Here is a 23062-nt window from a genome sequence, read left to right as displayed (position 1 = left end):
GCAATTCAGCAATTGTAGCGCATGGGGCAAAGGCCCTGCCGCCGCGCCGTCAGCCGGCCGCCTCGGCCTGCCCTTCCAGCATGGCCCGGATCAGTTCCGGCGCCACCGGGCGGCTGAACAGATAGCCCTGCATGTCGTCGCAGCCGCTCTCGCGCAGGAAGCTGCGCTGCTCCACCGTTTCCACGCCTTCGGCGATCACGCGCAGCTGCAGCTGGTGCGACAGCGAGATGATGGCGCGCGCGATGGCCTGGTCGTCGCTGCTCACGTCCAGGTCGCGCACGAAGGACTTGTCGATCTTCAGGCTGCTGATCGGGAAGGACTTGAGCGCGGCCAGGCTGGAGTAGCCGGTGCCGAAATCGTCGATGGACAGCGAAACGCCCATCGCCTTCAGTTCCCGCATCTTGTCGATGGCCTGCTGCAGGTCGCGCATGAGCATGCTCTCGGTCACTTCCAGCTCCAGCCACTGCGGCGCCAGGCCGCTCAGTTCCAGCGCGCGCTGCACCCGCATCACCAGGCGCGCGTCGTCGAACTGGCGCGCCGACACGTTGACCGAGATCGTCACCGGCGCCAGCCCGGCCAGCTGCCAGGAACGCGCCTGGCGGCAGGCTGTCAGCAGCACCCATTCGCCGATCGGCACGATGGCGCCGCTCTCCTCGGCCAGCGGGATGAACTGGTCCGGCGCCATCATGCCGCGCACCGGATGCTGCCAGCGCAGCAGCGCTTCCACGCCGAACACCAGGCCGGTGTCCAGGTTCACCTTGGGCTGGTACTGCACGCGGAACTGCTCCTCGGCCAGCGCGGTGCGCAAGCCATCCATCAGCTCCAGCTTTTCCTCCAGCGTGGAATTCATTTCCTGCGTGTAGAACTGCACATTGTTCTTGCCGGTATCCTTGGCGCGGTACATGGCCGCGTCCGCGTTCATCAGCAGCGTGTCGGCGTCGCTGCCGTCGCGCGGATACATGGCCACGCCGATGCTGCAGCTCACCTGCACCGGCTGGCCGCCCAGCACCACCGGGCGGATCACCGCCTCGCGGATCTTCTCCAGCAGCAGCATCAGCGCGCCGCCGCTGTCGCGCTGCTCCGGCAGCACCAGCACGAATTCGTCGCCGCCGAAGCGGCCCACCGTGTCGTGGCGGCGCACGCAGCCCACCATGCGCGCCGACACCTCGGACAGCAGCTGGTCGCCGGCGGTGTGGCCCAGGCCATCGTTGACCAGCTTGAAGCTGTCCAGGTCGATGAAAGCCACCGCCACTTCCAGGTCGTTGCGCTCGCCGTGCAGGATGGCCTGCTGCAGGCGGTCCGCGATCAGGCTGCGGTTCGGCAGGCCGGTCAGGCTGTCGTGGTGCGCCATGTGGACAATGCGTTCCTCGGCCAGCTTGCGCTCGCTGATGTCGCGCACTATGGCGACCACGCCGCCGTCCACGCCCACCACCTGCCAGTGCAGCCAGTTGGCGTGCAACTGCGGCATGCCGTTGCGCTGCTCCTCCTGATACACCCCGCCCACCTGGGCGATATGGGCCAGCGTTTCGAATTTGCCGCTCACGCGCACCTGCGGCAGCCAGGAGCAGAAGGTCATGGCCTTGAGCTGCGCGCGGGTCAGGCCGGACAGCGCCTCGGCGCGGCCGTTGGCGTCGGCGATGTCGAAGTCGGTCACCATGCCGCGCCGGTCGCGCACGGCGCGCAGCACGAAGAAGGCGTCCATGCTCGCCTCGGAGGCGGCGGCGTAGGTTTCCTGCGCATTGCGGATGCGGCGGCGCGCCATGGCGCCCTGCCAGATCCACACCCACAGCAACCCGGCCAACAGCAGCAGCACGGCGCTGGCCACGCCCGCTTCCCACAGGCTGGCCACGCGGCGGCGCTCGAATACCGCCAGTTGTTCGCGTTCCGACAGGCCGGCCAGCGCCGTCAGCGCAAAGCCGTGCAGCGGACGCGCCATCGTGTAGCGCGCCACGCCGTCCCAGGAATTGGACAGGCTGGCGCCCACTTCGGCGCGCAGGTCCAACTGCTGGCCCCAGGTCACCTTGTCGCCCACGCGCAGCGCGCGCACCACGCCGTCGTTGCCCACCAGCGCCAGCGCGCCCTGCTCGCCCTGGCGGCGGCGCTCGTAGCCGCTGGTGAAGTAGGCCGGATCGACTTCGATCACGGCCACGCCGGCGAACTGGCCGGCCGCGTCGTCCAGGCGGCGCGTGAAATGCAGGCGGGCGTCGCCGCTGGCGGCGTCGCGCTGGGTTTCGCCGACGATGGCGGATTGTCCCGGCGTCTCCCGGTGCAGCGTGAAATATGGCTGTTCCGCCACCGACACCGGCCGCGCCACCGGGCTGCGGGCCACCACGCGGCCCTGCGCGTCGGCAATACTGATGGAGAACACCAGCGCGGACGGCAGCAAGCCATGCCGGTTCAGCTCCGCCAGCGCGTCCGCCGCGCCCTTGCGCTCGACCGCGTAGGCGATCACCTTCAGGCTCTGGTCGATGCCGCCCAGGTTGCGCGCCACCTGCGCCTCGTAGGTGTCCACCAGTTCGCGCACCGAATCGGCGGCGCCCCTGGCGGCCACTTCGCGCTCGATGCCGATGAAATGGAAAGTGAAGGCCCAGATGGCGCCCAGCAGCAGCACCGTAAACAGCGGCAGCGTCACATAGGTTTCCAGCCCGAGGCGCAGCCAGCGCGCGCGCTTGGCGGCGCCGCTCTTGTGATCCTGCGGCGCCATCACTTCACCACCAGGACGGCGCGGACGCTGGAGTTCAGCGCGGAGCGGTCGATATAGCCGATGAGCGCGGGGTCGGCGGCAACCATGCGGCGCACGGCGGCGTTGCCGGCCGCCTCGCGCGGCGGCTGGCCACGCCCGGTGAACATCATCTTGGTCCAGTGCGCCTTCATCAGCTCCGGCGTGCGCGCCGCCACTTTGCCGTAGAACTCATTGCGCGCGGGCGAGCCCAGCTTCTGGTCCACCGCCACCGCCTCGCGGCCGTCGGGGTAGCGCGCCGCCTCGGCCAGGAAAATCTCCGCCACCTGCCGCGCCTGCAGCGCGGTGACCGGGCTGCGGGCCGACACGATCACCACCAGCTCGCGCGCCCCCGCGTGCGCCGGCCACGCGCAGGCGCATAGCAGGCAGCATAGCAACCTCGTAGCCAGGCGGCGGGCGGACGGGACTTTCAACATGATGTATTTTTGTATTTCTGCGACAGAGCAACATGCCAGCCGCCTGGGCGGAGGCTAACCAAAGGTAACCGGCGAGGACAGGCGCATGAGAGGCCTGCCGTGGGGAATCCAGCGTGAAACCGGCACTTTATCGCAGCTGCTAGTAACTGTCGATCACTTTCTCCGTAGAACTACTTATGTTTATTATGTAAATATTAAGCTGCTGTAAAACACCATGTCCTTAATGGGGTGCCTCTTATCAGAAACCTAAGTTATACTAAGGGAAACGCCTACAGGGACGACGACACTATGCAAGCCTCACTGAAAGACATTTTCTTATCGGTGCTGAAATATTGGCCACGCCGCAAGGGCGCGGCGGCCGCCAAGCCTGCCCAGCCGGCTGCGGCGCCCAAGCCACCAGCCATTCCTCTACGCCTGATCGGCGCCGCCATGGGCGAGCAGGTGGACGAAGACGCGGTCCGCACCGAAACCACGGCCTGGATGAAAGCCAGCGGCCAGGGCAAGCTGGACGCCAGCCCTGAATTCTGGCGCGCCCTGGCGCGGGCCACCTCCGCCACGCGCGAACTGGCCGCCGTAGCCGGCGCGCACCGCGGCCTGGCGCAGCCGTCCGAAGCCGCGCTGCCCAAGCTGCAGCTGATCGCGCTGCTGCCGGCGGAGTGGAAAGGACCCTGGCGCGACGCCGCCGGGCGCTGGCTGCAGCACCAGTTGGTGAGCGCCGGCTGGCCGCTGCAACAGGTGGAGCGCAACGCGCGCCGCAACCAGCATCCCACGCAAGTGCTGTCTGCCCTCAAGCACAGCACCGAACCCTGCCTGGCCGTGCTGCTGGCCTGCGGCGCGCAAGCCGACGAAGGCGCTGCCGCCTTGCTGCTGGCGGACGGCGAACAGGCCGCGCTGCTCGGCCCTGGTCCCTACCCCTTGCTGCAATCGGTAGCCGAAGGCCGCGAGGGCCAGGTGCCGCCAACCCCGGCGCCAGGCTGCGCCGTGCTGCGGGAACTGGCCAGGCAAGCCGTCCCTGCGCGGCCGGTGCCGGCGCCGGTATCCATCGCAGCCGAGCTCGGCATGCAGAACGCAGGCTCCGCAGTTTCCTCCCCAGCCTGATCCCTGCCACGCCGCCGCGCGAGCGGCGGCATGCGCCCCCCCCGATTCAATTGAATCGCGCTTGCAACGGCTGAGCTTCTAAGGTGTAATGCCGGACGAAATCATGTTTTATTTACAAGCATAAACCCATGAGCGCGTCCCCCGCCGGCCTTTACACTCAACAAGCGCGATTACTACGCCTTACCACACCCATCGGCGGCGAAACGCTGCTGGCCGAATGCGTGCGCGGCGAAGAAGGCGTGGACCGGCCGTTCCGCTTCGACGTTTCCACGCTGTCGCTGCAAGGCGATGTGGCGCTGCGCACGCTGCTGGGCCAGCCCGCGCTGCTGGAACTGCAAACGCCGTCCGGCCCGCGCCACTTCCACGGCCACGTCACCAGCGCGGAAATGAGCGGCGCGGACGGCGGCATGGCGCGCTACCGCCTGCTGATCGAGCCGTGGACAGCCTTCCTGGCCCACACGCGCGACAGCCGCGTTTTCCAGGACATGACGGTGTTCGACATCCTGGACGCCGTGTTCAGCCGCTGGCAAGGCCAGGGCAAGCTGGCGCCGGCCTGGCGCTACGACCTGCGCGACCGCTCGGCCTACCCGCGCCGCAGCCTCGCCACGCAGTACCAGGAAAGCGACTGGGCCTTCGCCCAGCGCCTGATGGCCGAGGAAGGCCTGTTCCACTTCTACCTGCACAGCGGGGACGCCGCCTCGCCCATGCTGGGCAGCCACGAATTGCTGATCGCCGACCACAACGCCGCCTTCCTCCCCAATCCGCAGCCGCTGGTGCGCTACACGCAGCCCGGCGCGGTCATGCGCGAAGACAGCATGGACCGCTGGCGCACCGAATTCCGGCTGCAGACCAACGCGGTGGAGCTGCAAAGCTGGGACTACCGCACCTTGGACAGCCGCGCCGCCGGCGCCAGCGGCGCGCAGGCTGAAGGCGTGCCGCTGGTCAGCCGCGACGTACCGGGCGCCTACTCCTACGCCACGCGCGAGCAGGGCCAGCGCCTGGCCAACGCCGCCCTGGAGGCGCTGGAAGCGGGCACTGAAATGTACGTCGGCGCGGGCACGGTGCGCACGATGGCGCCTGGCACCACCTTCACGCTGCAGGAGCACGCGCTTGCCGGCGGTGGCGGCGGCAGCGACACCTATGCCGTGCTGCGCGTGGTGCACCTGATGCACAACAACCTGGGTGCTGAGATAACCGGCGGCGCCGTGCAGCGCCTGGGCAGCAGCCTGCTGTCGCTGGCCATCGGCGACGAGGAGCAGGCCAGCATCCACGCCGCGGGCGAAGGTGCTGGAGAGCGGCCGCTGTACCGCAACCGGGTCGAAGCGATTCCCGGCGCCACGCCCTACCGCACGCCGCACAGCGGCGCCGACGGCCTGCCGCTGCGGCCGCGCCCCACGGTGCGCGGCCAGCAGACCGGCGTGGTGGTCGGCCCGGCCGGTGCCGTGGTGCACACCGACCGCGACCACCGGATAAAAGTGCAGTTCCACTGGCAGCGCGGCGACGCGGGCCAGAGCCGCCTGGCCCACCCGGCGCCGGACAGCCACGGCGGCGCGCCCGGCGACGACAGCGCCGGCACCTGGCTGCGCGTGGCCACCCCGCTGGCCCCGGTGGCCGGCGCCAACTGGGGCGCCGGCAGCCTGCCCCGCGTGGGCCAGGAAGTGCTGATCGACTTCCTGGAGGGCGACATCGACCGCCCGGTGGTGATCGGCGCGCTGTACAACGGCCAGGGCAGCGACAACGCGGCGCAGAACAAGGTAGCCCAGGGCAGCTCGCCGGCCACCGGCAACGCGCCCGCCTGGTTCCCAGGCAGCGGCGGCGCGCACGCCCACGCAGCCGTGTTCTCCGGGCTGAAAAGCCAGGCCATGCAAAGCAGCCAGGCCGGCAGCGGCGCCTACAGCCAGCTGCTGTTCGACGACAGCGAAGGCCAGCCGCGCGTGGCGCTGCAGCAGCACGCCGCGCCGCACACCGGCACCGCCGAACTCAATCTCGGCCATCTGCGCCACCAGAGCGACAACGAGCGGCTGCAGCCGGCCGGCTTCGGCGCCGAGCTGAAAACCGCCCACGGCCTGGCCCTGCGCGCCGCGCGCGGCATGCTGCTGTCGGCCGACCGGCGCCAGGACGCGGGCGGCGCCCAGCTCGACTCGCGCGAAGCCGTCACGCAGATCGAAAGCAGCCACCAGCTGGCCGCCGCGCTGGCGGACAACGCGCACCAGCACAATGCGGACAGCAAAGCCGGCGCCGGCAAGGACGCCCTGCCCGCCATCGGGCAGCTTGAACACAGCGCGAAGGTGGCCTCGGCCGCCGAAGGCGCCAGCGGCGGCGGGGCCGGCGGCGGCAGCGCCACCGCCTACAGTGAAGGCCAGCTGCAGATTTCCGCGCCCGCGGGCATTGCCGCGCTCACGCCCGCCAGCGCCGTGCTGGCCGCCACGCTGACCTCCAGCGTCACCGCGCAGGACGCCGGCTTCGCCGCGCAGGGCAACGCACTGCACGCGGTGCGCTCCGGCATATCCCTGTTCAGCTACGGCAAGACGGACAAGCCCGACAAGCCGAACCAGGAGACCGGCCTGCGCCTGCACGCGGCGGCCGGCAAGGTCAGCGCCCAGAGCCAGTCCGGCCCCACGCGGGTGACGGCCGACCGGGCCATCACCGTGGCCAGCAGCGGCAAGTCCGTCAGCGTCGGCGGCAAGACCCGCGTGCTGATGACGGCGCAGGGCGCCTGGATCAAGCTGGAAGGCGGCAATATCGAAGTGCACAGCCCGGGCAAGGTGGAGTTCAAGGCCAGCATGAAGAACCTGGCCGGGCCGCAAAGCGCCAGCGCGCGCCTGCCCAGCTTCCCGGGCGCCTCCCTCAAGGATGCGGCGCCCTGGATCGGCCTGGAACGCAAATACTTCGACGGCACGCCGGTCAAGGGCGCGCCCTACAAGGTCACGTTCGCCAACGGCTCGGTGCGGCGCGGCAAACTCGACGACGACGGCAAGGCGCGCCTGGAAGGCGTGGATCCCGGCACCGCCAGCATCGACATCGGCGAGGATGCGCGCGAGTGGACCATCAGCGAACCCGATGAGCATATCGCCAACCCGGCGTACGGCCAGGACCTGAGCGCCGAACAGGCGATCGAACTGGCCCGCCTCTTGAATCCAATGAAATCATGAACGAGCTCGAAGCGGCAATCGACTGGTTCTGGGGTGTCCTCAAGGGCGACTTCGAGGAAGAGCAGACCACCAGCCAGATCATCGTCGGCACGGTGATCTCCATGATCCCCTTCATCGACCAGGTGGCGGACCTGCGCGACATCGTCGCCAACCTGCTCAATATCCGCAAGGACCCGGGCGACGCGTGGAAATGGGTGCTCCTGGTCATTACCCTGATCGGCCTGGTACCGACATTGGGCAGTGCGCTCAAGGGCGTGTTCAAGGTGGTGTTCAAGTTCGCCAAGAGCGGTGGCAAGGACGCCGCCAAGGCGCTCGAATCCATCCTCGCCATCCTGCGCGGGGCCGGAAAGGGCGACCCGGTGGCCTACCTGCGCAAGCTGCCGTTCGACCAGTACGCGCGCGACGTGATGAAGCACTACAACGACATCATGACCGGCTTGCGCAGGGGCATCAACAAGGCGGTCGATTATATGTCGTCGCGCTGGCTGCGCTGGGCGCTGGGCAGCACGGCGCGCAAGCTGCGCCTGGTGGAGGCGGAGCTGCAGCGCCTGCAGCAGATGGGCCACGACCGCATCCCCGAAGCGATGAAAGCGCTCAAGCGCAAGGTGGACGAGCTGCTGGCGCATGCCCAGCCGGCGCGCGTGGAAGGCGGCACCGGCAAGGTCAATACGCTGGCCCACAGCAGCAAGCCGCTGATGCGGCTGGAATACGAGGTGGGCGTCAAGCGCATCGGCGACGGCGTGGCCGGCATGCGCAAGGCGGGCAAGTCGGAAGAAGAGATTGCGCGCTGGGCGCACAACCAGCGGCGCGCGCTCGGCAAGCGTTTCAAGGACCAGACCGACCCGCAACTGCGCGAGGTGATCTACAAGCGCAATCTGAAAACCTACGGCGACGAGCTGGGACCGAGCTACGACGACCTGAAGCGCGGCTACCGCATCGACGCCAAAGGCAACCACATTCCCATCGGCCGCACCGGCAAGCCCAAGACCGACGCCCAGATCGCCGAAGGCGCCGCCAGCGCGGGTGGCGACGACTTCCCATGGGATAAGATACTGGAGTTCGGCAAACTGAAAAAAAGCGGCAACCAGCGGGCAGCCGACGCGCTGCTGGCGGAAATCAACGCCATCGTCAACCCAGTGAAGAAATAGGAAGCACAGCATGCAGATTTACCGCCACCACACGGCCGACGACGTGATCGAGCTGGATCAGGCCAGCGGCATGTGGCACTACGTGGAAGAAGACGACGCGCTCGCGCCGGGCGAACTGGCCATCGCGTGGCGCCACAGCTACCCCGTGGCCGGCAGCTACACGATCGAGGACGGCCACCGCTACTGCATGTACTGGAGCGCAGCCAAGGTGCTGCTGCTGCGTACGCCCGACGAGAAGGAATACCCGCTGTTCCGCTACCTGGGCGACGAGCGCTACGAAGACCTGCGGCATGGCATGCGGGTGGAGCTGGGCGCGGCCGAGGAGCGCGACGGCGCTACGCGCGCCGGCTACAACACCCTGCGCCTGACAGCGGCCGACGGCAGCGTGCTGCACGAAATGAGCTACCACGCCCAGCCCTACCTGGACCTGTATCTGTCGGACTTCACGGCCGCCGACCGCGACCTGGGCAGCTGGGACTTCTTTGTCGATCTTAAGCGCGGCATCGAGGAAATGGAAGCCATGTCCGTGTCCGGCACGGACGCGCAGGCGCTCCCTGCCGGCAGCGCCCTGCCGGACAGCGGCGGCGCCGCGCTGCTGCAGGCGCGCTCAGGGCAGCCCTGCCCGCGGGCCGGCAGCTGGGTGATAGCCGACCGCCTCGCCGCGCGGCGCCGCTTCGCGCAGGGCGAGACCCTGCCGGAACACGGCGGCCAGCCCGCCACGTGGCTGTGGGTGGACGCCTGAGCGGCCCCCTGGGGCCCGCCCTGGCGGGCCGGCCGCTCAGCCCTTCAATTTCCCAAGAATCTGTATCTTCAGGTCTTCCGGGCTGAAGCCCTGCAGCAGCGGAATCATGCCGTCCGGTCCCGTCACGCCTTCGATGCGCGCGCCGTTGGCCTTGGTGATGGCGTAACGCATATTCTTCACCGGGTCGCCGGCCGGATCGAGCAGCTGGAACTGCTCGTCGAACTTCATGGCGCCGCGCGGCAGGGCCGGCATGTCCGCGCCCATGCTGGCCGGGCCGGAAAAGCTCTTCTTGCCCGCGTGGATGGTCAGCTTGGCCGGGCACGCCACCAAGATATTGCCGTCCGCGATGGTGATGCTGGCGCCGCCCGCAGTTGACAGCTTGATGCTTTTCGCCGCCGACCAGTCCACCTGCGCGGCGGCGCTGGCGATGGTCAGGTCGTCGCGCGCCTGCGCCGCCAGTGTGCCGGCCTGCGCCTGCACGTCGATGGCGTCCTTGGCCGCGATCAGCTGAAGGCCAGCGTTGCCCTCGCCCGCCTTCACCGCCCCGCCCAGCACGCCGATGGCCTGGCCGGCGTGCACGCGCAGCTTGCCGCCGGTGCTGAACTGGCTGTCGGCGCCGCTCATCACCGTGGCGCTCTCGCCGCTGGCCAGCTGCAGGCTCTGGCCGGCCGTCACGCCCAGCCCCGCTTTCGCGCTGATGGCCGCCAGCGGCGCGCCGCTGTACGGCAGCTTGCCGTCGCCGGGCGCCGTGCTTCTCGCCTGTGCGTCCGCTTCGGCCTGCGCCAGGCTGGCGTCGCCCACCATGCAGGACAGCGCCGTCTGCAGCGCCTTCAGCGGCGCCGCGCCTTCGTCCAGCAGGCTGGCGCCGGCCCGCGCCGCGCCCGCATGGCTGGCATAAGCCACCGTCTGGTGCGTAGCGGCGGCCTTGCTGAAGGCCTCGCCCAGCTGGACCGCCTGCTTGATCAGCGCGATGCCGGCCGCGTTGTCGCCGGCCGGCTCGCGCGCGCCGGCCGCGTGGGCGATGCCGTAGCTGCTCACCAGCAGGCCCGCACCTGCCCGCACCGCACCGCAGGCGTCGGTGCGCAATTCGGCGCCCAGGCCGCGCAGGCTGCCCCGGTAGTTGTCCGCGCCGTGCACCAGGTGGCCCAGGTTCAATTCGCTGGCCGCGTGGCTGCAGCGCAGCTGCACGCGACCTTGCGCATCCGTGTCGTCGAACAGCAGCTGGCTGTAGCCGGCGCCGCCGAATTCCTTGCTGCGCACGCCCCACTGCGCGGCTGCGCTGCGGTGATCCGCACTGGCAGCCGCTGCGCCGTGCCACAGCGGCGCGTGGCCGCCGGCCAGGTTGCCCTGCGCGGACGGCGCCAGGTCGTGCGCGCGCGTGAACACGCCGCCGGCATCGGCGCCGGCACCGGTGCCTGCCAGGCCGCCCGGAGTGGGCGACACACCGCCCTCGCCCTGGCCGTTGTACAGCGCGCCGACGATGACGGGACGGTCGATATCGTTCTCCAGGAACTGCACCAGCACTTCCTGGCCTATGCGCGGCAGGAACTGGCTGCCCATGCCGCCGCCCGCAGAGCGCTGCGCCACGCGCACCCAGCAGGCGGCGCTGCCGGACTGCCAGTGGAAGCGGATGCGCACGCGGCCCAAGCGGTCGCAATACAGTTCATCGGCGCCCTGCGCAGAGCTGCCGCCGTCCGGCCCCACCACGATGGCGCTCTGCGCGCCCATCGCCGTCGGACGCGGATGGGCGCGCCCGCCGCTGCCTGGCAGTTGCGGGCGCCACGGCGTCTGCATGGCCACCGCCTCGAAATGGTTGGCGTAGCCGGTCTGGCGCGCCTGCGCCACGGTCGACGCAAAGCCGTCCGGCCAGTCCTGCGCCGCGTATTCCTGCAACAGCTCGGGGATGGGGCCGAACAGTTCCGCCAATCCTTGCTGCACCGGCGCCGGCAAGTTGTTGACGCCCACGCTGAGCACGCGCAGCACCGTGTAGCCTTCGGGCGCCCCCGCCAGCGGCGACTGCGCGATGCGCAGCATGCTGCCGGCGCGCAGCGTGCGCACCGTGGAGCGGCCCTGCCACAGCTGGCTGCGCGCTTCGCGGCCCTGCATCTGGATCTCCGCGTAGCGCTGCGCCAGGCCGGCGTTGGCCCATGCGTACTGGCCGGGGAAGTCGTAGTCTTCCAGCGGCGGCAGGCTGGCACTGGCGGGCAGCGTGGACGGCGCGGCCGCGCCCACGGCGCGCTTGCCTTTGTAGTCGTAGCTCAGCAAAGTCGCCAGCGACGAAGCCACCTTGCGCCGCGATTGCAGCGCCTGCACCGTGTCCTGCTGCTCGCCGGGACGCACGCCATGAAAGCGCACGCCCCCGCCCGCCGCGCTGCTGGCGTCTTCGGGAATCGCGCTGCGCTGCAGGGTATCGGCATGGATGACCACGGTACAACCGTCAACGCTCTCTTCAAAGCGCCAGCCCAGGCCCTCCTCGGCCAGCAGGCGGCGCACGAAACTGAAATCGGATTCGCGGTACTGGCAGCAGTAGCTGCGCGGCGGCACGCCTTCCATGAAAGGAGCCGTGTCGTCGCTGCAGCGCCACAGCGCGGCGGCGCCGTAGGCGTCGAACACCTCGGCCACGATATCGAGTACCGGCGCGTCCTGCCATACGCGACTGTTGCGCACCTGGGTCAGGCGCCACAGCCATGGCGTGAGGCGTAGCCGATAGCGCGCCAGGCCGCCTTCGCTGCCCAGCATGGCCGCCTGCGTGATCTCGCCGCCGAAAGCGGCGCGGCTGCCGTCGGCCAGCGACACTTCCAGCGCGGCCGGCTTGCCGAGCAGCTTGCGCAAGTCCACGAAGGCGCTGGTGGAAAGCACGATGATGTCGCGCGCGCCGGTTTCCTGCATCTGCTCGTCGGACACGAAGGCTTCCACCAGCAGTTCGCCGGCGTCGGGCAAGGCTGCGTCTTCCGGCAGGCGCAGCGCGTACAGCCGCGTGGCGCTGGAAAACTGCGCCAGCCCCGCAGCGACTTGCGCCACGGCGGCCAGTGTCATGGGAACGCTCCTTCAACCGCTGCGGTCACCACCGGTTTGCACAGCGGGTCGTCCTTGGCGCTGGCGCAGGTGCGGGTGCGGCATTGCTCGGCGCCCTTGGGGCCCAGCTGGCGGCACTGCTTCAGCTTGGCCGACAGCGTCTCGGGCTGCTTGAGCGGGCGCGTGGTGTGCGTATGGGCCACCAGCGCGGCCAGCAGCGCGACGTCGGTGTCGGGCGCGGAGGCGGGAGCCGCAGCGGGCTTGGCCTTGGCCGATGCGGCCTTGCTGTTGCGGGCGGCAATCCTGGCGGAGGTCTTGTCGCCGGCGCGCGCGGCCTTCTCCTTCTCGCGCGCCTTGCTGTCGTTCTTGGCCAGCTTGGGCGCGGAGGATTTGGCTTTTGCCGGCGAGGGAGCGTTCAGCATTTCGCGCAGCGACTGCTGCGGCGCCGGCGTTTCGTCTTGTATGGTGGCGGCGGTGCTGGCCTTGGAAGGCGCCGCCAGCGCGGCCACCAGGTCGGCGCTGTTGCCGGGCGCGGGGCCGGGCGCCGCAGCCGCGTTGGGCGCGGCGCTGCCGGCGGCCAGCGCGACAGCCGTTGCGGCAGCTGTAGCAGCAGCGGTGCCCGCATCGGGAGCCGGCGCGACCGGTGCGGTGGCGGCATCGGCCGCGAGGGCTGCGGCTGCGGGCGGCGCCGGCGGTGGCACGGCCTCAGCCAGCGCCTGGTCGGTGGCGCTGCCGGGTTCTGCCGCCAGCCAGGCGGCTCCGCCGCCGAGCAGCGCCACGATCAGCGCGGCGCCGCCCCACAGCATGCCCTTGCCGGCAGGCTTTGCGCCGGAGGCAGGCGCGGCAACGGGCACGGGCTTCTTCCCGCCATCCAGATTGCCCAGGATATTGGTCCGGGCTGCTTCCGCCTGCGGCTCGGCAGACAAAAGGCTGGGCCGGGCTGCTCCCGGCCTACGCGGCTCGTCGTGTTGCAAAGTTGCCTCCTTGGTAATTTTCGCGACTTTACCTGAAACAAGAAAATCGTGGCGCATAGCAGAACGGCAACGGAACGCACCCCGCGCACCTTGGATATTTCAATCGTGCGCGGCATTGTCAGAAACTAAATATATACTCACAGCAATGCTTTTAAGATAATTTTTGACCAAGCGGCGAGGTACAGCGTGTTTCTTCTGGCGGTGGCGATGTATTTCCTACTGGCATGCCTGCTGAGCTGGCTGGTGCTGTTTCCCGCCGGTCGGGAATTGCTGATGGGCACGCTGGAACGGGCCGGATTGCGCTGGCGCCGCCGGCTTGCGGCGCTGGCGCAGCGCCAGGAAGACGGCGCGCTGGCATTGCAGCGCACCGGCCGCGCGCAACTGGCCGAATGGGGCGCCTTGCTGCGCCGCCACTATCTGTTGTGCGGCGCCGGGCTGGCCCTGGTGTGCGTGCCGCCGCTGGTGGCGCTGCTGGCCGGGACAAATCCCAGCCTGAGGGGCTTCGAAGCATCCACGCGGGAGATCAATCCGCAGGTGGCGGGCCTGCTGGAAGGCGAGCAGCTGGTGCCGCCGCCCGCGCTGCCGCCGCTGGCCTTCACCACCGCCGAAGTGCAGCTGGCGCGGCCGATGATCGCCAGCGCCAGCCGCGACTGGGCCATGCTGGACAAGGCTTACGCGCAGCGCCTGCTGATGGCGTTCCGCATCATGAAGGAGCGGCACGGCTACGACATGGCGCTGCTGGAAGGCTACCGCAGCCCGGAGCGCCAGAACACGCTGGCCGCGCTGGGACCGGGCGTGACCAACGCGGCGGCCTTCCAGAGCTGGCACCAGTACGGCCTGGCGGCGGACTGCGCCTTCGTCCGCGACGGCAAGCTGGTGATCAGCGAGCAGGACCCGTGGGCCATGCGCGGATACGAACTATATGGAGAAGTGGCCGAATCGCTGGGCTTGACCTGGGGCGGCCGCTGGAAGATGCGCGACTTCGGCCACACGGAACTGCGTGTCGCCGGCGTCATGAAACGATAGACAGGAGAACAAGATGGCCGGGCCATTCATCAGGTTGGGAGACAAGCACTCGCACGGCGGCGCCGTGGTGGAAGCGTCGCCGCACAGCGACAGCGGCGGCATCGGCATCGCCCGCATCGGCGACAAGGTGGTGTGCCCGCTGCACGGCGCCATGGTGATCGCCACCGGCGACGCCACCATGCTGGTGGACGGCAAGCCGGCCGCGCGCCAGGGCGACCTGACCAGCTGCGGCGCCACGCTGATCGCCAGCCAGCAAGCCACCACCGACAAGGTATAGCACGCATGAACGCCTGGCTGAAAGGGATACTGCTGTCCGCGCTGGCCTTCGGCGGCAGCTGGTCCGGCGCCGTCTGGTACTGGCGCAGCACCAACCGCATGCCCGACACCGGCGACCTGGCGGTCTACCTGGTGGCGCTGCCGCTGTCGCTGCTGCTCGGCTACTGGCTGGTGCGCAAGGGCGCGGCCGCCTGGAGCGCGCGCGCCTCGGAGCCTGCCGCACCGGCGGGGGGCGGTGCCGGCGCCGGCGCAGATGCAGGTACCGCCACGGCGGACGGCGGCGCAGCATCGGCAGCAGCGCCGGCGGCCAGCCTGGCCATCGCCGCCGCCGCGCTGCACGCGCCGCACGGCGAGAACGCCGCCGCGCTGGCCGGCGCCATGGCGGACAACAAGGCCCGCCCTGACCTGGACAAGGAGCTGTACGACGACGACGGCTACCCCGTCATGTGCGCGCGCGCCGCAGGCATCGACGAGAAAAGCGCCGAACAGGAAATTACCGAATGGCTGGCCGCGCAAGGCCTGCCCGTCTTGTATGCGCGCGACGAATTCTGGCGCGCCATGGCGCTGGCCACGCCGGCCATCCGCCACCTGGCAGAAGCAGCCGCGGCCCACCCGCGCGTGGCCGAAGCCGCGGAAGCAGACGACAATGCCCGCAACGGCCGCGCCACCGCTGCACAAGCCGCGCGCGCCCTCAACGCCGTGCCCATGCTGCAGCTGATCGCCCTGCTGCCGCCCGAGTGGAACAGCCAGTGGCGCGACGTGGCGGGCCGCTGGCTGAGCCATCATATCGAACAAGCCGGCTGGCCGCAGCAGCGCATCGCCGTCAACACGCGGCCCGGCCAGCATCCCGGCCCGGTGCTGGCCGCGCTGCAGCACAGCACCGAGCCATGCGTGACGGTGCTGCTGGCCTGTACCTCCCACCTCGGCGACGCCACCGTGGACGCCTGGGCCTCGAACGGCAGCCTGTTCACGGCCGCCCGTCCGCAAGGCGCCATGCCGGGCGAAGCCGCCGCCGGCCTGCTGCTGCTGGACGCGGAACAAGCCGCCCTGCTGGATGGGGCCCCCTATCCCGTGCTGGCCGCCGTGGCCGCAGGCCAGCGCCCGAAGGACGCGGACCAGGCGCGCAGCGGCAGCTGCACCATGCTGAAGGAACTCGCGCAGCAAGCCCTGAAGCCGCTGCCGGAGGGCGCCGAAGTGCCGCTCATCGTCGCCGACACCGGCCACCGCAGCACGCGGGTGATGGAGCTGATGGCGGCGGCCCACGCCGTGCAGCCCAAGCTCGATCCGGCGCAGGACATCCTCGCGCTGGGCAACGCCACCGGCCAGGCCGGCAGTGCGGGCTTCCTGGCAGCACTGGCGCTGGCCCGGCACGAAGTGCAGGAGCGCGGCGCAGCGGTGCTGTGCATGGCCAATGAAGATCCCTACCTGCGCTGCGCCGCCCTGATCCGGCCGGCGGCAGACGACATAAAGAATGCAATGTCCGCAACACCAGCTTGACCTCAACCAAGACCAATATGACTACCCAAACACTCCGGCAATTCTTCACCTCGCGCGCCTTCCTGCTGCTGGTCGGCTGGATCGCGCTGGCCGCCTTCCTGCTGATCGGCGCGGCGCTGCTGCAGCAGCCCGCCTCGCTGGCCTGGACCCTTTACGCGGTGGCGCTGGCCATCGGCGCGGTGGTCTGGCTACTGAGGCGACAGCGCCATCAGCGCAAGTCGCGCCAGCTGGGCGACATGCTGGAGCAGCAGGTCAACCAGGCTTCGCCCAAGGCGGACGCGCTGCAGCGCCAGGAAACCGACGCGCTGCGCAAGCGCATGCTGGACGCCATCGCCACCATCAAGCAGTCCAAGCTGGGCCAGTTCTCCGGCAACGCCGCGCTGTACGAGCTGCCGTGGTATATGGTGATCGGCAACCCGGCGGCGGGCAAGAGCACCGCCATCGCCAGCTCCGGTCTGCAGTTCCCGTTCGCCGACAGTAAAATCGTGCAGGGCGTGGGCGGCACCCGCAATTGCGACTGGTTCTTCACCACCGACGGCATCCTGCTCGACACGGCGGGCCGCTACTCGGTGGCCGACGAGGACCGCGCCGAGTGGTTCGGCTTCCTCGACCTGCTGAAGAAATACCGCAAGAAGGCGCCCATCAACGGCGTCATCATCGCCGTCAGCGTGGCCGAGCTGGCGGGCAACCGCCCGGAGTTCGCCATCAACCTGGCCAAGAACCTGCGCCAGCGCGTGCAGGAAGTGACCGAGCGCCTGGCGGTGCACGCGCCGGTGTACGTGGTGTTCACCAAGGCCGACCTGATCAACGGCTTCAACGAATTTTTCCAGGACAGCGAACTCGGCGAGCGCGACCGCGTCTGGGGCGCCACCCTGCCCTACAGCCAGCACACCACCAGCGCCCAGGTGCTGGACCAGTTCGACGCGCGCTTCGACGAGCTGCACGACGGCCTGAAAGACATGAGCCGCGCCAGCATGGCGCTGCAATGGCGCGAGCGCATGCCGCCCGGCGTGTTCACCTTCCCGCTGGAATTCGCTTCCATCAAGGGGCCGCTGCGCACCTTCATCGCCACGCTGTTCGAGGAAAACCCGTTCCAGTTCAAGCCGGTGTTCCGCGGCTTCTACTTCACCAGCGCGCTGCAGGAAGGCGAAGCCGTGTCGGCCTCGTCGCAGCGCGTGGCGCAGCGCTTCGACCTGAAACTGCAGCCGCAGCACGCGGACGGCGCCTATCAGCAAAAGGGCTACTTCCTGCTCAACCTGTTCCGCACCGTGATCTTCGCGGACATGAACCTGGTGGCGCAGTACGCCAGCCCGGCGCAGACGCGCATGCGCTACGCCGCCTTCTTCGCCGCCACCGCCTTCGTCGGCCTGGCGCTGGGCGGCTGGAGCTGGTCGTATATGAACAACCGCCAGCTGGTGGCCAATGTGGAAGCGGACCTGCAGCAGGCCGTGCGCCTGCAGGACAAGCGCTTCGACCTGCAATCGCGCTTCCAGGCGCTGGAAGTGCTGCAGGACCGCATCGAGCAGCTGGACAACTACAAGCAGAGCCGCCCGCTGTCGCTCAGCCTGGGCCTGTACCAGGGCCAGACGCTGGAACGCAAGCTGCGCGAAGAGTACTTCCACGGCGTGCGCGAAGTGATGCTGACACCGGTTGGGCAGTCGCTGGAAGCCTTCCTGGCGGAAGTGAACAACAGCACCGAGCCGATGCAGCCGTCGGTGCGCACCGCAGCCCCCGCCGACGCGGCAGCGCCGGCAGGCGCAGGTACTGCTGCCACCGTGGCCCAGGGCTCCCAGCAATTCAAGGACGCCTCGCCGAACAACGCGGAAGACGCCTACAACGCGCTGAAAACCTACCTGATGCTGGGCGATAAATCGCGCGCCGAAGCCGGCCACCTGAGCGACCAGCTGACCCGCTTCTGGCGCGTATGGCTGGACGCCAACCGTGGCGCCATGCCGCGCGAACAGATGATACGCAGCGCCGAGCGCATGATCTCCTTCCACCTGGCGCAGATCAACGACACCTCCTGGCCCACGCTGGACAACAAGCTGGCCCTGGTGGACCAGAACCGCGACAAGCTGCGCCGCGTGGTGCGCGGCATGCCGGCGCGCGAACGCGTGTATGCGGACGTGAAGGCGCGCGCCGCCACCCGCTACCCGTCCATGACGGTGGCGCGCATCGTCGGCGAGCAGGACAAGGAGCTGCTGCTGGGCAGCTACGCCATCCCCGGCAGCTTCACGCGCGAAGCGTGGGAAGGCTATGTGCAGGACGCGTTCCGCGAAGCGGCCAACCGCGAACTGCAAAGCGCGGACTGGGTGCTGAAGACCGCCTCCAAGGACGACCTGACGCTGGAAGGCAGCCCTGAGCAGATCCAGAAATCGCTGGTAGACCTGTACAAGAACGACTACGCGAAGGAATGGCAGAAGTTCGTGCAGGGCGTGACCATCCGCGACCTGGACGGCTTTGACACCGCCGCTTCCGCCATGAACCGCCTGGGCGATCCGCAGCTGTCGCCGCTGAACAAGCTGATCTCCACCGTGTACCAGCAAACCTCGTGGGACAACCCTTCGCTGCTGGACGCCGGCATGCAGCGCGCGCAGCGCGGCGTGTCCGGCTGGTTCCGCGAAACCATCCTGCGCCAGAAGCCGTCGCAGATCAATGTGAACCTGCCGGCCGCCTCGGCGCAGAACGCCGCGCTGCCGCTCGGCCCCGTCGGCCGCGAATTCGCCGGCGTGGCGCGCCTGGTGGTGGCCAAGGACAACGACGCCTCGCTGATGCGCGGCTACATGGAGCAGCTGGCCAAGCTGCGCGGCCGCTTCAACCAGATCAAGAACCAGGGCGACCCCGGCCCCGGCGCCAAGCAGCTGATGCAGCAAACGCTGGACGGCAGCGGCTCCGAGCTGGCCGACGCGCTGCGCTATGTGGACGAGCAGATGCTGACCGGGATGACGGACGCGCAGAAGCAGTCGCTGCGCCCCATCCTCGTGCGTCCGCTGATGCAAACCTTCGCCGTCATCGTGCGTCCGGCCGAGCAGGAGATCAACAAGGTGTGGGCGGCGCAGGTGCTGACGCCGTTCCGCCAGAACCTGGCGCTGAAGTACCCGTTCGCCACCGAATCGAAAGCCGAGGCCAGCAACGCCGAAATCGGCGAGATCTTCGGACCGGACGGCGCCATCGCCAAGTTCTTCACCACCACCGTCGGCCCGCTGGTGGTGCGCCGTGGCGACACGCTGAGCAGCCGCACCTGGGCCAATATGGGCATCAACCTGGCGCCCACGGTGTCGGCCAGCTTCCCGTCCTGGGTGGCGCCGCTGAACGCGGGAGGCGTGGCCAATGCCGCTGCTTCCAGCGAAGGCGACGCGCAGACCCGCTTCGACCTGCAGGCGCTCGGCTCGGTCGGCGCAACCGAATTCACCATCGAGATCGACGGCCAGGCGCTGCGCTGGCGCGGCCAGCCGCAGCCCTGGGTGCACATGGTGTGGCCGAACCCGCAGGGCGTGCCCGGCGCGCGCATCACCGCCATCACCCCGGAAGGCCGCCCGGTGGTCCTCCTGAACGAAACCGGCCACTTCGGCCTGAAGAAAATGATAGACGCATCCACCCGCAAGAAGAAAGACGGCGGCGTGTTCGAACTGACCTGGATTAACGCCGGCGTCACCGTCACCGCCAACCTGAAAATCAACGCCACCCCTGCGCCGCCGCCGGCCCCGGTGCCGCAGCAGGCCTCAGGGTTCAAGCGCCTGCGCCTGCCGGACGCCGTGGCCATCCCGGCCGTGGCGGAAGCGCCCGCCGCCGCACAGGACGCCGCCCCGCGCGCCGCGCCGGCAGCAGCCACCGGCGCACCTGCGGGTTCGCAGGGCGCGCCTGCCGCTGCTCCCGTCCCGGTTCCTGCCCCGGCTCCCGGCACGGCGCCGCCGCAGCCCGGCCAGCCCGCCCCGGCGGCCCGTCCGCGCATGACCGCGCCGCAGCAGGCGCAGCCCCAGTCCACCATGGCCGCCAACGGCGCGCGTATCGCGGAGGTCCAGCAATGAGCCGCAACGTCACCCCCGCCGCTATCGGCTACTTCGGCAAGATCCCCAGCCGTGGCGACTTCGTCAAAGGCAGCGACAACCCGGCCCTGATCAAGGTGCTGGACGACTGGCTGGCCCAGGCCATGGACCTGCTCAGCGCCGACGCCCGCTGGAAGCTCACCTACGACGCCCTGGCCCCGCTGCATTTCGCCTTCGTCGGCCCGCGCCGCCGGCATGCCATCGGCGGCCATATCGTGGCCAGCAGCGACCAGTCCAGCCGCCGCTTCCCCTTCCTCATGATGAGCAGCATGGAAGCGCCCGAACCGGCCGGCTTCGTGCCCAATGCGCCGCTGGTGCTGAGCCGCCTGTGGACCCGCCTGGAAACGCTGACAGCAGGCGTGCTGCAGGCGTCCGAGCCCACCTCCGCGCTGCAGGCCGCCGCCGCCCACATCGTCGAGCTGGACCTGCGCCCCGCCGCCTACGACGCGGCCTTCAACGACTTCATGGAGATGCAGACCATCGGCGGCCTGGACGCCATGCTGTCGCAGGCCGGCTTCGCCGGTTCGGTACGCCAGATGCTGCTCGCGCTGGGCATGCTGCTGCAGCCGGTGCTGGCCAGCAGCTCCAGCCGCCTCGAAAAGAGCCTGCTGCTGCCGCTGCCGAACGACCCCATGTACCGCAACCTGGTGGCCGCGTACTGGATGCACCTGATCACGCCATTCCTGGTGCGCGCCGACTTCGAACTGGCCATCTTCCTGACCCGCGTGGCGCAGCGGCCGGTGCTGGTGCTGGGCTTCAGCGGCGCCTCGGCGCAAACGCTGCAAGCCATCATGGACCCGCAGGTGGGCCTGGAGCACCACATCGCCTTCGACCAGCTGGACTGGGTGGAAGACCATGTGGACTCGGACTACGCCAGCAAGAAGGCCTCCACCTATCTGTCGCAACCCAATCTGTCACTCAAATCCGCGCTCGACTCGCTGCACGCGGCATTTATCGGAACCTGATCATGCGCTACACCGCTCTCCTACTCCTGGCGCTCGCCGCCGCAGCGCAGTTGCCGGCCCAGGCCCAAGGCCAGGCGCCCGCCCCACAACCGGGCCAGGTGCTGGCCACCGGCACCGTGGCCGACGAAGCCAGCAAGGCCAGCGTGCTGGCCAAGCTGCGCGAAGTCTACGGCGCCGACAAGGTGGTGGACCAGATCTCGGTCGGCCAGGTGGTCACGCCGGCCAACTGGAACGCTTACGTGCAAAAGCTCATCACGCCGGACCTGAAGCAGATCAGCCGTGGCCAGCTGAAGATCGACGGCAGCACCGTCACCCTGCGCGGCGAAGTGGCCAACGAAGCGCAGCGCCAGGCGCTGGCCAGCGCGGCCGCGCTCAGCCTGAACCCCACCTACACCGTCAACAACGGCCTGCGCGTGTCCGCCAGCGACCAGGGCATACTGGACAGCGCGCTAGCCAACCGCATCGTCGAATTCGAAAGCGGCCAGGCCAGCCTCACCCCGTCCGGCCGCAAGGTGCTGGACGAAATGGCAGCCGCCATGCTCAAGCTCAAAGGCCGCAAGGTGGACATCATCGGCCACACCGACAGCGTGGGCCTGCGCGCCACCAACCAGGGCCTGAGCCAGGCGCGCGCCGAGGCGGTGAAAGCCTACCTCGCCAGCCATGGCATCAATGGCGACCTGCTGAGCGCCTCGGGCCAGGGACCGGACCGGCCCGTGGCCAGCAACGACAGCGCCGAAGGCCGCGCGCGCAACCGCCGCATCGAATTCCGCCTGGCGCAGCAATAAGTTAGCGATTAGGACAGCCACCATGTTTTCAGCAGAACAAATCCTCAAGCCCGTCAGCGACGCCCAGCCCGGCGGCTACGACCTGGCCTTCTCGCCCGAACTGGACGCCATCGCCCAGGCGCGCATTTTCGACGACCCCTCGCTCGACCAGGGTGAATGGGTCACCGACTTGAAAGAGGCCGACTGGGGCTTTGTGGTGGAGCGCTGCGCGGTGCTGCTTGAAACGCGCAGCAAGGACTTGCGGCTGGCCGTCTGGCTCGCCGAAGCCGGCGCCAAGCGGCACCAGCTGCGCGGCTTGGCCGAAGGCTTCCGCGTGCTGGCCGGCCTGTGTGAACAGTACTGGTACAACGGCCTGTTCCCGGAGGCGGACGGCGACAACGAGCAGCGCATCGGCAACCTGAGCTGGATACTGGCGCGCACGCCCGCGCTGCTGCGCGCCATTCCGCTCACCGAAGGCCGCGGCAGCGCTTACTCGATGGTCGACTTCGAGACCGCGCGCAAGCAGGCCGGCAACGGCGGCCCGCCGCCCGGCGGGCTGAAACTGGCCGACCTGGAAGCGGCCCGCCGCAACAGCTCTCCGCAGTTCCGCGAAGCGCTGGCTGCGGACGCCGCCGCCTGCGTGGAAGCCTTGCGCGCCTTCGAGCAGGCCGCCGACGCGCGCCTGGGCGACGACAGCCCCGGCTTCTCGGCCGCGCGCGAAGCGCTGCAAGCGCTGATCCACGTGCTGCCGCCCAGCGCCGCCACCGCCGCCGTCCAGCCAGCCACCGAAGGAGACACCATGAACGATGCGGGCCACGCAGCCCACGGCGAAGGCCTCGCCAACGGCCACGCGCAGAACGGCCACACGGCGCACGGCGCGCCGGTGCAGCTGGCCCCGTCCGGCGCGCCCGGCGCCATCCAGAACCGCGCCCAGGCCGTGGCGCAACTGCGCACGGTGGCCCAGTTCTTCCGCCGCACCGAGCCGCACAGCCCCGTGTCCTACTTCGCCGACAAGGCCGCCGACGCCGCCGAGCAGGACCTGCACAGCTGGCTGCGCTCCGTCATCAAAGACCCCGCCTCGATGGACCACATCGAAGAACTCCTCGGCGTCAAAGGCCGCCCGCAGGACTGAGCACCTCCAGGTCCGCACCTCCAGCTCCCCATTTCGATATATTGATCTACAATGTATCTACAATGAGGATG

15 protein-coding genes are annotated in these 23062 nt (G+C 69.4%); 11 read left to right on the top strand and 4 right to left on the bottom strand.

Going from position 1 to position 23062, the window contains the following annotated elements:
* Nucleotides 1-49: 49 nt before the first annotated feature.
* Together AC56DV_RS27100 and AC56DV_RS27095 are read right to left on the bottom strand one after the other, a co-directional pair.
* Nucleotides 50-2704, bottom strand: coding sequence for a bifunctional diguanylate cyclase/phosphodiesterase (locus AC56DV_RS27100; protein ID WP_496317323.1), 2655 nt, complete (start codon nucleotides 2702-2704; stop codon nucleotides 50-52).
* The gene (locus tag AC56DV_RS27095) at nucleotides 2704-3156 is read right to left on the bottom strand and encodes a phosphate ABC transporter substrate-binding protein (RefSeq protein WP_496317322.1); all 453 of its coding nucleotides are present in this window, start codon (nucleotides 3154-3156) and stop codon (nucleotides 2704-2706) included. Before AC56DV_RS27095 ends, AC56DV_RS27100 begins: the two co-directional genes overlap by 1 nt.
* A 288-nt stretch (nucleotides 3157-3444) precedes the next feature.
* Between AC56DV_RS27095 and AC56DV_RS27090 the strand changes: the two genes are divergently transcribed.
* The 4 genes from AC56DV_RS27090 to AC56DV_RS27075 all read left to right on the top strand — a co-directional run bounded on the left by AC56DV_RS27090 (nucleotide 3445) and on the right by AC56DV_RS27075 (nucleotide 9296).
* Nucleotides 3445-4254 carry a hypothetical protein gene (locus tag AC56DV_RS27090; RefSeq protein ID WP_496317321.1) on the top strand — a complete coding sequence of 270 codons (810 nt, stop codon included), beginning with the start codon at nucleotides 3445-3447 and terminating at the stop codon, nucleotides 4252-4254.
* Nucleotides 4255-4382: 128 nt separating this feature from the next.
* Entirely contained in the window at nucleotides 4383-7406 is a 3024-nt protein-coding gene (locus AC56DV_RS27085; protein ID WP_496317320.1) for a type VI secretion system Vgr family protein, read from the top strand.
* On the top strand, nucleotides 7403-8554 hold the full coding sequence (locus AC56DV_RS27080; RefSeq protein ID WP_496317319.1) for a hypothetical protein: 1152 nt from the start codon (nucleotides 7403-7405) through the stop codon (nucleotides 8552-8554). The genes AC56DV_RS27085 and AC56DV_RS27080 overlap by 4 nt, the downstream gene beginning before the upstream one ends.
* A gap of 10 nt (nucleotides 8555-8564) precedes the next feature.
* The gene (locus tag AC56DV_RS27075; protein ID WP_496317318.1) at nucleotides 8565-9296 is read left to right on the top strand and encodes a hypothetical protein; all 732 of its coding nucleotides are present in this window, start codon (nucleotides 8565-8567) and stop codon (nucleotides 9294-9296) included.
* 36 nt (nucleotides 9297-9332) lie between these two features.
* Here the strand turns inward: AC56DV_RS27075 and AC56DV_RS27070 are convergent, their stop codons facing one another.
* Nucleotides 9333-12332 (bottom strand): type VI secretion system Vgr family protein, encoded by a 3000-nt coding sequence (locus tag AC56DV_RS27070; RefSeq protein ID WP_496317317.1) that lies wholly within the window; start codon nucleotides 12330-12332, stop codon nucleotides 9333-9335.
* On the bottom strand, nucleotides 12329-13237 hold the full coding sequence (locus AC56DV_RS27065; RefSeq protein WP_496317316.1) for a hypothetical protein: 909 nt from the start codon (nucleotides 13235-13237) through the stop codon (nucleotides 12329-12331). The genes AC56DV_RS27070 and AC56DV_RS27065 overlap by 4 nt, the downstream gene beginning before the upstream one ends.
* Nucleotides 13238-13492: 255 nt before the next feature.
* Here AC56DV_RS27065 and AC56DV_RS27060 point away from each other — a divergent pair, with 255 nt between their 5' ends.
* The 7 genes from AC56DV_RS27060 to tssA are packed head-to-tail and all read left to right on the top strand — an operon-like array spanning nucleotide 13493 to nucleotide 22991.
* On the top strand, nucleotides 13493-14311 hold the full coding sequence (locus AC56DV_RS27060) for a M15 family metallopeptidase (RefSeq protein ID WP_496317315.1): 819 nt from the start codon (nucleotides 13493-13495) through the stop codon (nucleotides 14309-14311).
* Nucleotides 14312-14324: 13 nt separating this feature from the next.
* The gene (locus tag AC56DV_RS27055) at nucleotides 14325-14588 is read left to right on the top strand and encodes a PAAR domain-containing protein (RefSeq protein ID WP_496317314.1); all 264 of its coding nucleotides are present in this window, start codon (nucleotides 14325-14327) and stop codon (nucleotides 14586-14588) included.
* A 5-nt stretch (nucleotides 14589-14593) separates the two neighbouring features.
* Entirely contained in the window at nucleotides 14594-16084 is a 1491-nt protein-coding gene (locus AC56DV_RS27050) for a hypothetical protein (RefSeq protein ID WP_496317313.1), read from the top strand.
* A 17-nt stretch (nucleotides 16085-16101) separates the two neighbouring features.
* A complete protein-coding gene (tssM, locus tag AC56DV_RS27045) occupies nucleotides 16102-20112 on the top strand; it encodes a type VI secretion system membrane subunit TssM (RefSeq protein WP_496317312.1) in 4011 nt (1336 codons plus the stop codon).
* Complete coding sequence (tagF, locus tag AC56DV_RS27040) at nucleotides 20109-21095, top strand: type VI secretion system-associated protein TagF (protein ID WP_496317311.1); 987 nt, start codon at nucleotides 20109-20111, stop codon at nucleotides 21093-21095. Before tssM ends, tagF begins: the two co-directional genes overlap by 4 nt.
* Nucleotides 21096-21097: 2 nt before the next feature.
* Entirely contained in the window at nucleotides 21098-21880 is a 783-nt protein-coding gene (locus AC56DV_RS27035; RefSeq protein WP_496317310.1) for an OmpA family protein, read from the top strand.
* Between the two features lie 22 nt (nucleotides 21881-21902).
* Entirely contained in the window at nucleotides 21903-22991 is a 1089-nt protein-coding gene (gene tssA / locus AC56DV_RS27030) for a type VI secretion system protein TssA (RefSeq protein WP_496317309.1), read from the top strand.
* Nucleotides 22992-23062 lie beyond the last annotated feature (71 nt).

This window comes from Massilia sp. BGA-UO-ETr-WB1 (genome assembly GCF_059567845.1).
This window is presented reverse-complemented; position numbering and strand designations above follow the sequence as displayed.

Coding starts and splice junctions, on each gene's coding strand:
- AC56DV_RS27100 (WP_496317323.1), bottom strand. CDS start 2,704: ATGGCGCCGCAGGATCACAAGAGCGGCGCCGCCAAGCGCGCGCGCTGG.
- AC56DV_RS27095 (WP_496317322.1), bottom strand. CDS start 3,156: ATGTTGAAAGTCCCGTCCGCCCGCCGCCTGGCTACGAGGTTGCTATGC.
- AC56DV_RS27090 (WP_496317321.1), top strand. CDS start 3,445: ATGCAAGCCTCACTGAAAGACATTTTCTTATCGGTGCTGAAATATTGG.
- AC56DV_RS27085 (WP_496317320.1), top strand. CDS start 4,383: ATGAGCGCGTCCCCCGCCGGCCTTTACACTCAACAAGCGCGATTACTA.
- AC56DV_RS27080 (WP_496317319.1), top strand. CDS start 7,403: ATGAACGAGCTCGAAGCGGCAATCGACTGGTTCTGGGGTGTCCTCAAG.
- AC56DV_RS27075 (WP_496317318.1), top strand. CDS start 8,565: ATGCAGATTTACCGCCACCACACGGCCGACGACGTGATCGAGCTGGAT.
- AC56DV_RS27070 (WP_496317317.1), bottom strand. CDS start 12,332: ATGACACTGGCCGCCGTGGCGCAAGTCGCTGCGGGGCTGGCGCAGTTT.
- AC56DV_RS27060 (WP_496317315.1), top strand. CDS start 13,493: ATGTATTTCCTACTGGCATGCCTGCTGAGCTGGCTGGTGCTGTTTCCC.
- AC56DV_RS27055 (WP_496317314.1), top strand. CDS start 14,325: ATGGCCGGGCCATTCATCAGGTTGGGAGACAAGCACTCGCACGGCGGC.
- AC56DV_RS27050 (WP_496317313.1), top strand. CDS start 14,594: ATGAACGCCTGGCTGAAAGGGATACTGCTGTCCGCGCTGGCCTTCGGC.
- tssM (WP_496317312.1), top strand. CDS start 16,102: ATGACTACCCAAACACTCCGGCAATTCTTCACCTCGCGCGCCTTCCTG.
- tagF (WP_496317311.1), top strand. CDS start 20,109: ATGAGCCGCAACGTCACCCCCGCCGCTATCGGCTACTTCGGCAAGATC.
- AC56DV_RS27035 (WP_496317310.1), top strand. CDS start 21,098: ATGCGCTACACCGCTCTCCTACTCCTGGCGCTCGCCGCCGCAGCGCAG.
- tssA (WP_496317309.1), top strand. CDS start 21,903: ATGTTTTCAGCAGAACAAATCCTCAAGCCCGTCAGCGACGCCCAGCCC.